The 12,240-nt window shown below is 44.7% G+C and carries 13 protein-coding genes, 1 tRNA gene and 1 pseudogene; all 15 read left to right on the top strand.

What is annotated here, in order from left to right; all coding sequences use genetic code 11:
• Positions 1-66 precede the first annotated feature (66 nt).
• Positions 67-1,083 (top strand): annotated as a pseudogene (locus D6855_RS16515) (CpaF family protein); the annotation flags it as partial.
• Complete coding sequence (locus D6855_RS16510) at positions 1,019-1,783, top strand: type II secretion system F family protein (RefSeq protein ID WP_147368160.1); 765 nt, start codon at positions 1,019-1,021, stop codon at positions 1,781-1,783. The pseudogene D6855_RS16515 and the gene D6855_RS16510, both read left to right, overlap by 65 nt.
• The gene (locus D6855_RS16505) at positions 1,776-3,242 is read left to right on the top strand and encodes a type II secretion system F family protein (protein ID WP_120743121.1); all 1,467 of its coding nucleotides are present in this window, start codon (positions 1,776-1,778) and stop codon (positions 3,240-3,242) included. Before D6855_RS16510 ends, D6855_RS16505 begins: the two co-directional genes overlap by 8 nt.
• Before the next feature lie 23 nt (positions 3,243-3,265).
• Positions 3,266-3,472, top strand: coding sequence for a Flp1 family type IVb pilin (locus D6855_RS16500; RefSeq protein ID WP_120743119.1), 207 nt, complete (start codon positions 3,266-3,268; stop codon positions 3,470-3,472).
• The gene (locus D6855_RS16495) at positions 3,456-4,895 is read left to right on the top strand and encodes a DUF5702 domain-containing protein (RefSeq protein WP_147368159.1); all 1,440 of its coding nucleotides are present in this window, start codon (positions 3,456-3,458) and stop codon (positions 4,893-4,895) included. Before D6855_RS16500 ends, D6855_RS16495 begins: the two co-directional genes overlap by 17 nt.
• Positions 4,885-5,706: a pilus assembly protein gene (locus tag D6855_RS16490; RefSeq protein ID WP_120743115.1), complete on the top strand. Its 822-nt coding sequence runs from the start codon at positions 4,885-4,887 to the stop codon at positions 5,704-5,706. The genes D6855_RS16495 and D6855_RS16490 overlap by 11 nt, the downstream gene beginning before the upstream one ends.
• Positions 5,707-5,727: 21 nt before the next feature.
• On the top strand, positions 5,728-6,168 hold the full coding sequence (locus tag D6855_RS16485; RefSeq protein ID WP_158589569.1) for a prepilin peptidase: 441 nt from the start codon (positions 5,728-5,730) through the stop codon (positions 6,166-6,168).
• A gap of 5 nt (positions 6,169-6,173) precedes the next feature.
• The gene (locus tag D6855_RS16480; RefSeq protein ID WP_120743111.1) at positions 6,174-6,638 is read left to right on the top strand and encodes a hypothetical protein; all 465 of its coding nucleotides are present in this window, start codon (positions 6,174-6,176) and stop codon (positions 6,636-6,638) included.
• Positions 6,639-6,640: 2 nt separating this feature from the next.
• Positions 6,641-8,005, top strand: coding sequence for a DUF6382 domain-containing protein (locus D6855_RS16475; RefSeq protein WP_120743109.1), 1,365 nt, complete (start codon positions 6,641-6,643; stop codon positions 8,003-8,005).
• Between the two features lie 44 nt (positions 8,006-8,049).
• The gene (locus D6855_RS16470) at positions 8,050-9,057 is read left to right on the top strand and encodes an SCP2 sterol-binding domain-containing protein (RefSeq protein WP_120743107.1); all 1,008 of its coding nucleotides are present in this window, start codon (positions 8,050-8,052) and stop codon (positions 9,055-9,057) included.
• A 17-nt stretch (positions 9,058-9,074) separates the two neighbouring features.
• On the top strand, positions 9,075-9,722 hold the full coding sequence (locus D6855_RS16465; RefSeq protein ID WP_120743105.1) for a rhomboid family intramembrane serine protease: 648 nt from the start codon (positions 9,075-9,077) through the stop codon (positions 9,720-9,722).
• Complete coding sequence (locus D6855_RS16460) at positions 9,722-10,129, top strand: HIT family protein (protein ID WP_120743103.1); 408 nt, start codon at positions 9,722-9,724, stop codon at positions 10,127-10,129. Before D6855_RS16465 ends, D6855_RS16460 begins: the two co-directional genes overlap by 1 nt.
• A gap of 12 nt (positions 10,130-10,141) precedes the next feature.
• Entirely contained in the window at positions 10,142-10,984 is an 843-nt protein-coding gene (locus tag D6855_RS16455) for a fumarate hydratase (RefSeq protein ID WP_120743100.1), read from the top strand.
• Between the two features lie 51 nt (positions 10,985-11,035).
• Positions 11,036-11,593: a Fe-S-containing hydro-lyase gene (locus D6855_RS16450; RefSeq protein ID WP_120743098.1), complete on the top strand. Its 558-nt coding sequence runs from the start codon at positions 11,036-11,038 to the stop codon at positions 11,591-11,593.
• A gap of 105 nt (positions 11,594-11,698) precedes the next feature.
• A tRNA-Ser gene (locus D6855_RS16445) sits at positions 11,699-11,786 on the top strand.
• The last annotated feature ends 454 nt before the right edge of the window (positions 11,787-12,240 follow it).

The raw sequence follows: 12,240 nt of genomic DNA, 5'->3' as shown, positions 1-12,240 counted from the left end.
TCTTTTTTATGCCTGAAACCGTCTTAATATGGAAGGGGGTTCAAAGTTACATTGTATTAATGTTCGCAGGTTACGGAGATAATGGTCAATGGCACAGATAATATTTTTATCGAGAAGGACGGCGTTATTACGGAGTCCGGAACCCGGTTTGAATCAAGACAAAGACTTGAGGATGTGGTACAGCAGATAGTTGCATCCTGTAACAGAGTTGTCAATGAATCCTCGCCCATAGTGGATGCCAGGCTGGAAAACGGATCCAGAGTAAACGTGGTTTTATCGCCGATAGCTTTAAATGGCCCTATCGTCACCATAAGACGATTTCCTGATCAGCCCATCACCATGAAAAAGCTCATCGAGCTTGGTTCAATTTCTGAATACCTAAAAAGTTATGTCGAAGTGCTGGTAAAAGCTGGATATAACATCTTTATTTCTGGAGGAACAGGGTCTGGAAAGACCACTTTTCTCAATGCTTTATCTGATTTTATTCCAAAAGACCAAAGACTTATCACAATCGAAGACAATGCCGAGCTTCAGATAAGAGGCGTTCCAAACCTTGTAAGGATGGAAGCAAGAAATGCCAATGTTGAAGGCTGCAGACCAATAACCATAAGGGATCTTATTAAATCCTCACTACGAATGCGCCCAGACTGGTTGGTGGTTGGAGAGGTAAGAGGAGATGAGTGTGTTGATATGCTTCAGGCCATGAACACAGGTCACATGGCCATGAGCACAGGACATGCCAACAGTGCTGCAGATATGCTTTCACGAATAGAGACCATGGTACTTATGGGCATGGAGATTCCTCTTGCGGCAGTAAGAGGCCAGATAGCTTCTGGAATTGATATTGTGATACATCTAGGCAGGCTTCGTGACAGGACCAGGAAGGTTTTAGAGATCTGTGAGCTTGAAAAAGAGCTTGATGGAAGCACGGGAAGGATAAAAGTGAACACCCTGTTTAAGTTTGAGGAGAATGAGAGTATGAGCAAAACAAAAGTTGTTGGGGAATGGAGGAAGGTTGGTGAACTTAAAGCTACTGAAAAACTTTTGGCAGCAGGTCTTAGACTGCCGCCCCAGTGTAAGTGACTGGCCGATTTTTCTTCAGGGGCTGTTTATAGCCTTCATGTTTGGAGAGCTCTTTTACGACTCTCTGATAGCGGTCCTTATTATTTCTCCCGTAAGCCTTTTCTGGTTCGTGTACCAGAAAAGAAGGCAGAGTGAGAGAAACAGAAGGATCGTGGGGATACAGTTCAGAGACGCTATAAGCTCTGTACTTACCTGTTTGAAGGCGGGATACTCTGCGGAGAACGCCTTTGTTGAAGCCCTCCATGATATGGAAATGCTCTATGGGAAAAAGAGTCTTATCTGTAATGCTCTTGGTAAGATCAAAAAGGGTCTTAAGAACAATGTCCCCATTGAAAAGCTGATCTATAAAATGGGTAAGGAAACAGGAAATCCTGACATTATGGATTTTGCTGAAGTGTTTGCAGTTGCCAAGAAAAGCGGCGGAAATATGACACAGATCATCGGCAGGACCATCACGGTTATCTCACAGAAGATGGACGTTGAGAAAGAGATTGACGTCCTTATCAGTGCAAAGAGAATGGAAGCAAGGATCATGAATCTTGTGCCCTTCTTTATTATCTTTTATATCAGTCTGACCAGTTCTGTTTTTTTTGATCCCCTTTATCACAATGTGTTTGGGATTATCTTTATGACTGTCTGCGCAGGGTTATACGTGACAGCATATCTAATGTCAGAAAGGATAGTGAACATCAATGTCTAAGCTTTTCTTTTTGTATCTTATTATGCCCCTTTTCATGGTGATACTGTTCTTTCTTTCAAAGGATTTAGAGCTCCCTTCCAAAATTGAGGACACGGGCATCAGCAGAGCTTTCCTAAAGATCTCCTTATATATTTATCAGCATGTAAAAAAGAGCGATAAGTCTTTTTCCAGAGAAAAGATACGAAGCTATCTGGGAACCCTGGAGCGCAGGAAAGACCTTGAAAGCATTGAAACTGAGTACTTCATCAGGAAGATAAGCATAGTTCTTTTAATGGCGACGGCGGGAAGTTTTCTGTCTTTGATGCTCTGCATCAGTAGTGGCAACGAGAGCAGGATTGCTGAGGATGGAACACTAAAGCGAGGAGCTTTTGGCGATGATGATTACAGGGTTGAGCTTGTTGCCAGTGATGAAGCGGGGAATGAACTTGGTCAGTACACACTGGAAGTTGAGACAAGGGATTTTACTGACGAAGAGGCAGCAGAACTCTTTGAGAGTGCAAGCAGTGAGCTTGAAGCTATTGTTCTTAAGGACAATGGAAGCTTTGACGAAGTCAGGTCAGACCTTGATCTTGTTGAGACAATCCCTGGATATCCGTTTAACATCAGGTGGCGCCTTGATAACTACGAGGTGATGCACTTTGATGGAAGGCTCATTGAAGATATGATCCCGGATGAGGGTGTGGTGGTTGAGCTTGTAGCAAATTACAGCTACAGGGACTTAAGGTGGCAGCAGGTGTTTTACGCAAATGTCATGCCAAGGGTCTTAAATCCAGCCCAGCGGGCCTTTGTGGAGATTGAGAGGATGCTAAAGGACTCTAATGAGGATTCCGCCAAGGAGGATGAGATTCTTTTGCCGGAAACCTATGAGGGCAGACAAATCATCTGGAGCGAAAAGGTTACGGATAACAGTATTCTGTTACTACTCCTGACCCTTATTGGCGGAGCAGCATCTTATGTCATGAAGGACAAGGAGCTGAAAAAGACCATGGAAGAAAGAGAGCAGGAGCTTTTGGCAGATTATCCTCAGTTCGTGTCAAAGCTTGTGCTGTACATGGGAGCTGGTATGACGGTGAGAAATGTCTTTAACAAGCTGTCTGGAACCTATCAGAAAAAGAGAGAAAGTGGCGCCTCAAAAAGGTATCTCTATGAGGAGATTCTGAGGGTCAACAGAGAGCTTATGACGGGAGCTTCAGAGAGTGAAGTTTACGAGAGGTTTGGGTCAAGGTGCGGGGTAAAGCAGTACACGAGGCTGTCTACTCTTTTGTCCCAGAACTTAAGGAAAGGTAACAGCGAGCTGCTCACTCTTTTGACTGAGGAAACACAAAAGGCCTTTGAAGAGAGAATGGATAAGGTCAGGAAAACGGGTGAAGAAGCAGGAACGAAGCTTCTTTTACCAATGATAATCATGCTGGTCATTGTCATGGCAATGATCATGATACCAGCATATATGGCTTTTTAAAAAATGAATTGGAGGAAATAAAAATGAATGAATTAAAGAATTTGGGAAGAAAGTTTGCCCAGGGAGTAAAGAAATTTTGGAAGGATGAGTCCGGAATGGGTACGGTGGAGGTAATTCTCATCATCGTAGTACTCATTGGACTTGTCATTGTGTTTAAGGAGCAGATTTCTGGAATTGTTGAGGATGTGTTTAAGACCATCAGAGAGGATACCCGTGTCATCACGAACTAAGGGGTATCTGACAGTTTATCTGTCCTTATCGATAATGATCATCATGTCTCTTATCCTGGTGCTCTTCCAGGGGGCCAGGATCGGAGCAGTCAAAATGAAGACAGAGGTAGTCGCTGATATAGCCATGAACTCTGTTCTTGCAGAGTATAGCAGAGAGCTGTATCAGCAGTACGGCCTTTTGATGGTGGACACATCCTATGGAACCTCTAATCCATCAATAATCAACACCGAGGAACATCTTGGCTATTACGTGAAAAAGAATCTGGACAGAAAGCTGGGAGGAAAGCTCTTTGGGAGCAGCAGCGTTTTTTCCATGTATTTAAAAGACCTTCATATCACCGGCAGCTCTTTTGCCATGGACAATAACGCCGCTGTTCTTAAGAGAAATATCCTGTCCTACATGGCAGCAGAGCCGCTGGAAGGGCTTTTGTCTGATGTCACTTCAAATGTGGACATGATAGAAGGGAGCGGTCTTAACACCACTGATGTAGAGGCTATGGCCAGAAAAAACCAGGAGGTTATAGATTCTATCGAGCTTCCAACCATCATCAATGAGGATGGAGAGGAAGAGGAGCTGTCCCTTGGAAATCCAGCGGACGCAGTTCATTCCCTTAAAGGGATAGGTGCTCTTAATCTTGCAGTTAAGGACAAGAGCAGTATTTCAAAGCAGCGGGTTGATCTAGGACTGTATTCATCAGGAAGAAACCTTAATAAGGGAACGGGGCTGGATGATATCGAGGATATTTCTTTTACCGAAAAGTTCCTGCTGGATCAGTATTACTACGAGAAGTGCTCGAGGTACCTTGATGAGATGGATAAGTCTCTTTTGAAATATCAGCTTGAATACCTGGCTTTTGGGTTTGACAGCGACTGGGACAACCTGGACAAGATGGCTTCGGAGCTTTTGTTTATCAGGGAAGCAGCTAATATGCTGTATCTGTTTGGCTGCGAATCCAAGGTGGCTGAGGCAGAGCTGGTGGCTGGCGCCCTGACGGCGGTGTTGTTTGTGCCAGAATTGAAGGACCCGGTCAAGTACTCGATCCTTTTTGCCTGGACCTTTGCTGAGAGCATCTCAGACCTGAATATCCTGTTTTCCGGAGGGAGAGTGCCTCTTTTTAAGAGCGATTCAACCTGGAGGCTGAGCCTTATGGGCATGCTGAATTTCAGAGATCATCTAAGTGGAGGAGACCTTGGAGAGGGGCTCTATTACAAGGACTACTTAAGGGCCAGGCTGTTTATGACTTCTTCTGACCTAAAGATCAGGAGAATGGCGGACATTATTGAAATGGATATCAGAAGGACGGAAGGAAACGGAAACTTCATGATCGATCATTGCCTGGATGTGTTTCGAGCCGAGATCCATATTGGGACCTACTGGGGGTACGACGCAAAGATAGAAAGGATATACGGATATGAGTATTAAGAAAAGAGCTTTTGAAGGCTCTATGACTGTTGAGGCCTCTATGGCACTTCCGCTCTTTATCTTTTTCTTTGTGAACATCATGACTCTTTTCAACATTCTGAAAGTGCAGGTGGATATTGAAGCTGCACTTCATCAGACAGGAAGTGAACTGTCCCTTATGGCATTTGACCTGCGGTTTGGTGAAGGAGCAGCTGGTGGAGAGGGGGATGGCTCGGCCCTTGATACTATCGCAGGGGCAGGAGGACTTCTCTTTTCCAGAGAGAAAATAAGGCAGTACCTTGGTGATGGAATTGATAAAAGCTGTATCACAGGAGGGTTCGACGGGATAAGCTTCTTGCAGTCTCAGGTGACGATGGGCAATGACATCATCGATCTTGTGATGGATTACAAGGTGCATCCGATGATCCCTGTCATTGGGTTTAAAGAAATCCCGGTGGAAGGCAGGTTCTATGGACATGCCTGGACTGGATATGACATCTCTCAGGGGCTTGTGACAGAGGGCAGTGAGGAGGAGATGGTCTACGTTACAGAGCACGGCGAAGTCTATCACAGGGATGTGGACTGCGTGCACCTCAGAGTAAAGGTAGAGAGCGTTGATATGCAGGATCTGTCACATCTTCGAAACAAGGATGGGAAGATCTATTACTCCTGCGAGTATTGTGGGGGAAATGCAGGAGCCGGGAATGTATATATTACTGGCTATGGAACCAGGTACCATACCAGCGTTAACTGCCCTGGGATTAAGAGAAAGATATACACCATACCCATTTCAGAGGTTGGAGGAAAGCGTCCCTGCAGTGCCTGTGGGTGAAGTATAAAGATGGGAGATAGCATGTTTTTTGAAATTGGAATTTTACTGATCCTTATCATCTCTTCTATAGAAGATATCCGCAAAAAGGAGATACTGCTTTGGGAGATAGGAACCTGCGGGATTGTTTCTGTAGTAAGAGTGCTTTTGGACTGCACCAGTGGGATGTTTGATCCAGGGATGCTTGCGCTTTCGGTTCTTCCCGGCGCTGTTTTGCTTGTTCTGGCTCTTGTTACCAGGCAGGGAATTGGTTTTGGAGATGGACTTATCATTCTTTCCATGGGACCTGCGCTTGGGGCATGGGGGATAATGGCAGCGGTGGTGACAGCTCTTTTTGCCAGCAGTCTCTTCTCAGGAACGCTTCTGATACTAAGAAGAGCGGGGAAAAAGACTAAGATAGCGTTTATGCCGTTTCTGGCACTGGGCAGTATTGTGACAATGCTGGGATCCTTTGGATGGAGGTAAAAAATATGAAGAGATTTAAGGGATACATGACCCTTGAGGCGACGCTTTTAATGCCTATGGTGATATGCGTTCTGGCGCTTCTTATCTACTTTACTTACTACCTGTACGGTCGCTGTATTATTTCTGAGGACTCATATATTCTGGCATTTCGGGCAAGTGTTTCGGACATGGGAACAGGAGAGTACGACCCTTTTGGATATGTACAGGAAAAATCTGAGCAGGTTGCAGGAAAGAAGTACTTTGGAAACCAGAAGCCATCTTTTGAGGCACAGGTCAGTGGAAAAGAAGTAAGGGTTGTTGGAAAGAGTGAAACCAGGCACCGTGCCATGGGAAGGTACTTTCTTAAACCAAGTGGAAGTTGGGGGTACGAGGCAGCAGGCAGGGCCAAGAACCGCAAATACGCTAAGCACATAAGAACTCTGACCAGGCTAAAAGACCTTGGAAGAGAGCTGATAGATTTAGGAGAATAACTATGGAATACAGATATTACAGAGAGTTAAAGCACAATTATCTTGTTTTTGAAAACAGGAACGAAGAGACCAGTGACGAGAGATACCAGTACAGGATCATGGAGAGTGGAAGGATAAAAAGTCTTGTGCCATGTGCCAGGAGAAATATCAATGGAGAAAAGTTCTTTTACTATGAGATCAACTCCATGCAGAGCATAAAGGACAGGTTTAGCGCTACCAAAATGGATCATCAGCAGCTGCAAAGGCTTCTGTCTGACATCAAAGAGCTTATGGACGGACTTTCTGAGTTTCTTCTGGGACAGGAGGGGATTGTCTTTAACGCTCAAAGTGTGTTTACGGACCTTGCAACTGGTGAGTATAAGTTTCTTTACTGTCCGTTTTTTGATGAGAAAAAGAGCTTTTCGGATTTTGCCATGGAGCTCTTGGATATCGTGGATGAAGGTGACCAGCAGGCAACTGATCTGATCTACAGGCTCTGCGAGGAGAGCGCAAACAGGGGCGACTTCATATATGAAGTAATAGAAAGTGTTACAGAAGTGGAGGAAGCAGAACTAAAAGCGGATGAGTATGAAGATGTGAAGCCGTCAAGACAGCAGCCGGTTTTCGATGATGACTTTTTTGAAGAGGATGAAATAGAAGATCCTCCAGCGGAAAAAGAGTCCAGGCTCAAAAAAGCGAATAAGAGACTGTCTGGAAAGCTCCAGCTATTCTTTTCCCTGATGTTCATGTTCCTGGTTGGAGCCATGGTTTATATAAGGATGAACTATATTCTTTCCAGCGAAGAGAACATTTTGTCTATTGTTGTTATGGTAGTGTCGGCTATAACCGGAACGATCGCTCTTGTTGGCGGATTTAAGGAGATGAAAAAGGAAGCGCCCACAAAGGATGCATCTGAAAAAGATGACGAAGATGACTTTGATGAAGACTACGAGGAAGAAGACTATTTTTCTGACCGGGAAGATGAGGGCGAGGATACAGCAAGGTTTACCAGAAGTGTTCAGAACGAGACAGTTTCTTTTCCTAAGAGAGGAATGGTATCTGGGGAGACAGTGGTCCTTGATCAGGAAGAAAGTCAGGAGCTGGCGCTCTTTAGCAGAAATCTTGATAAGACAGTCAGGATCCCACTCCAAAATCTTCCTGTGACTATCGGCAAAATGGAAGGCTGTGTTGATGTGATGCTGTCTGACCCATCTGTATCCAGAATGCACTGCAGGATTGAAGAAAAACAGGGAAGAGTCTGCATCAGGGACCTCGGAAGTACGAATGGATGTTTCAGAAATGGGCTCAGATTAAAGGTCCAGGAGATGGTCCAGATCGATGAGGGAGATGAAATTAGAATTGGCAGAGTCTGTTTTGATTGTAGGTAGCTGGATGTGGTATTATAATACCAGTATCGATGGGAGGGGTTCTCATGAAGGTAAACATCTATTACGGCGGTCGAGGGATCATTGACGACCCAACACTTTTTGTAATCTCACAGATCACCACAGTTTTACAGGAACTTAATGTAAAGGTACAGCAGTACAACCTCTACGAGCAGAGAAATGGCATCACTGCGCTGCCTAACACTTTAAAGGACGCGGACGGTATTATCCTTGCTTCCACAGTTGAGTGGTTTGGCATCGGCGGATATATGATGCAGTTTTTGGATGCCTGCTGGCTTTATGGTGACAAGGACCGCATAAAAGAGATATACATGGCACCAGTTGTCATGTCCACCACCCACGGAGAGCGCGAGGGCATGATGAGCCTTGCCAGCGCCTGGGAGATGCTTGGAGGACTTCCATGTGACGGAATGTGCGGATATATCGCAGATACCACCAAGCTTGAGAACAGCCCTGAATATATCAAGATAATTGATAAAAAGACAGAGAATATTTACAGGACTATCAATCAGAAGATGCCTGTATTCCCAGCCAGCAACCAGGCTGTAATAAACAAGGTCGGTGTATCCCAGAGCATGGATCTGACACCACAGGAGTCAGAACAGCTCTCAGAATACGCATCCGACGACAAGTATGTTAAGAAACAAAAGGAAGATCTCCAGGAACTTGCCAGCATCTTCAGAGACAAGATGGGACAGGATGAAGCATCCGGCAGTTCCGATGAATACGTTAAGACCCTGAAAAAGACATTTACACCAGTTGCAGGTGTATCTGCCAAGTACAAGATCTCTTTTTCCGACAATGGAAAGCTCCGTCCTATTGTAATTGACGTGGACGGCAGCAAGTGTGACTGCCGCGTTGGCGACGAGGACGGCTGCGATGTGGCTCTTTCAGCAGATCAGAGAACCTTTGAAGACATCATTGGCGGCAGAATGACCTTCCAGAGAGCCTTTATGGCAGGAAGCGTCAAGCTGAAAGGCGATTTCAAGCTACTTAGGAGTCTTGATCAGCTCTTTGACCTTATGGCAGATTAACAATCGGGGACTTTAATATGCAGGATAACAGTGCTGTAGAAGCTGGTTATTGGGAGAACCAGGAGCGCATTTACAAGCGTTCTTATGTAAGCATTGCTCTGCTTGCTGCAAATGTCATTATTTTTCTTCTTAGCAGTACAGCAATGCTGTGGTTGTATGAAAAAGGGGCAATGATAACAGAGATAGTTCTAAGAGACGGTCAGTATTACCGGCTCTTTTCAGCTATGTTTCTTCATGCTGATGTCCAGCACCTCTTCAACAATATGATGATCCTTGCTCTGGTAGGTGCAATTGTAGAGAACTACACGGGACATGCATTCTTTGCTTTCTTATATTTCATTTCCGGACTGTTTGGAAACATGATATCCATGGCATACGAGATAAACCACGGCCTTAGCTGGGTGTCTGTTGGCGCCAGCGGCGCGATAATGGGCCTTGTTGGTTTCGTTGTTGTATGGATCATTATTAATAGAAAGACATTCATCAGGAGCAGAGGCGTTCTGATAAGACTTGGCTTTTTGGCTGCCTTTGTGATCTATGCGTGCTTTTTCCAGGCAGGGGCCAACACGGCTGCTCATCTTGGCGGATTCGTGACGGGCTTTGTCCTTGGAATAATCAATATAGTACTTCTTAAAAACGAAAAGAATATGGAGGGTTTGGCGTAATGGACGATTGCATCTTTTGTAAGTTAGCAAATGGGGTATTCCCTACAAACACAATATATGAGGACGACAAGTTCAGAGTTATCCTTGATAATGGCCCTGCCACAAAGGGACATGCATTGGTGCTTCCAAAAGAGCATTATGCCAATGTCTTTGAAATGCCAGATGACCTTCTTGGCGAAGCTGTTAAGGTTGCCAAAAAGGTTGCCATTAACGTAAAAGAAAAGCTTTCCTGCGACGGAATCAACCTTGTTCAGAACAATGGAGAGGCAGCAGGCCAGACAGTTATGCATTTCCATCTTCACATCATCCCAAGATATGAGAATGATGGAGCGCACATTTTGTGGGAGCCAACAAGCCCATCAGCAGAAGAACTTGTTGAGATCAAGAACACCATTATTGGTGCTTAAGCAGGAGATTTTATGCGCGAATTAGATGTGGCCCAGATAACCAGGGCGGTAAAAGAGCTGTGTATAGATGCCAACCATAAGCTGGTGCCTGACATGCAGAAGGCTCTTTTAGATGCTAAAGACAAGGAAAAGTCTGACCTTGGCAAAAAGATCCTTGGACAGCTTGAAGAGAACTTAAACATAGCAAAAGAAGACATGATTCCCATCTGCCAGGACACAGGGATGGCTGTGTTCTTTGTAAAAGTGGGCCAGGATGTTCATCTTACTGGCGGCAGCTTAACTGATGCGATCAATCAGGGAGTTCATGATGGTTATACTGAAGGTTTCCTTAGGAAATCCGTTGTGGGAGACCCTCTTATAAGAAAGAACACTGGAGATAATACCCCGGCGATCATTCATTACGACATCGTCCCAGGAGATAAGGTCGAGATAACCATAGCACCAAAGGGCTTTGGAAGTGAGAACATGAGCCGCGTATTCATGCTTAAGCCCGCCGACGGCGAAGAGGGAGTTAAGGATGCTATCGTTCAGGCGGTTAAGGATGCAGGCCCCAACGCATGCCCACCTATGGTTGTAGGCGTGGGAGTTGGCGGAACCTTTGAGAAATGTGCGATCCTTGCCAAGCAGGCTCTTACAAGGGCTGTGGGTCAGCACTCAGATATTCCATATGTAGCTGATATGGAAAAAGAGGTTCTGGACAGGATCAACAGGACAGGAATTGGTCCTGGAGGACTTGGCGGAACAGTGACAGCACTAGCTGTAAACATCAACACCTTTGCTACTCACATAGCAGGACTTCCTGTGGCAGTTAATATATGCTGCCATGTGAACAGACATGCATCTGTCATCATATGATTGAGCAAAGCTCTTTCTATAATAATGTGCATTGATTAAAGGGACTATAGAATGGATAAAGAGATACAGGCGCCAATAGATAAGGCTTTGGCAAAAGAGCTAAAGGCCGGCGATATGGTTTATATCACGGGAACAATATATACAGCCAGAGATGCTGCTCACAAGAGAATGGATGAAGCTCTTTCAAACAACGAGAAGCTTCCTATCGATATGGAAGGGAATATCATCTATTATATGGGACCTTCTCCTGCAAGAGAGGGAAGACCCATTGGATCTGCTGGCCCAACCACCGCAAGCCGTATGGACAAGTACGCGCCAAAGCTGTTGGATCTCGGACTTGGCGGAATGATCGGTAAAGGTAAGAGAAGCAAAGCGGTAATTGATGCCATGGTTCGAAATGGTTCAGTGTACTTTGCTGCTATTGGAGGAGCGGGAGCTCTGTTATCCAAAGCCATAGTAGCATCTGAGGTAGTTGCCTATGACGATCTTGGAACAGAAGCCATCAGGAAACTTCAGGTAGAAAGATTCCCTGCTATAGTTGTAATAGACTCTGAGGGAAACAACCTCTATGAGACTGCAATTACGCAGTATAACAGTGAATTGGAATAAAAGAATTGACAAAGCATATACAGCTTTGTATAATTACTTTTGCGTCTTAGGTTTTACCGGACGCACATGAATTCGAACCACATATTGGTAGAGGGATTCAGGCATGGAGAAATACTCAAGTGGCTGAAGAGGCGCCCCTGCTAAGGGTGTAGACCGTTTACGCGGTGCGCGGGTTCAAATCCCGCTTTCTCCGTTTAGCAGACAGCTCCCAGGACAGTAGTCCTGGGAGTTTTTTTGTGCATAAAAAACAGATTTCTTGTATCAATACAGTTCTAAAGGGTATAGCAGTAGATCTGGATAAGGATAATAAACACAACTGATAGATATTATTAATAGAAGAAGACCCAACATTTTGTGGTGGAAAATCTTTCTAAAAAATTCATCAAAAAAGGTGTTGCATTTGAAAATTCTCTTTGCTATAATAACTTTTGCCCGCTCGAAAGGGCGGGCTAAACCGCAGAAACAAGCCGTTTCTGAAAAGGTTGAAAAATAATTTAAAAAAGTTCTTGACATAAGATCTGCCACATGATATTCTAAATGAGTTGCGGCAATCGGTCGCAAGAACAAAGCACCTTGACAAATAAACAGTAATGCAACCCTGAAAAATTCCAAGAGAATTATTCAGAATTAACAAACCAAAAGTAATA

This window comes from Butyrivibrio sp. CB08, from assembly GCF_003625485.1.
Taxonomy (GTDB): domain Bacteria; phylum Bacillota; class Clostridia; order Lachnospirales; family Lachnospiraceae; genus Butyrivibrio.
The sequence above is the reverse complement of the archived record's forward strand: the minus strand, read 5'-3'. Positions and strand labels throughout refer to the sequence as shown.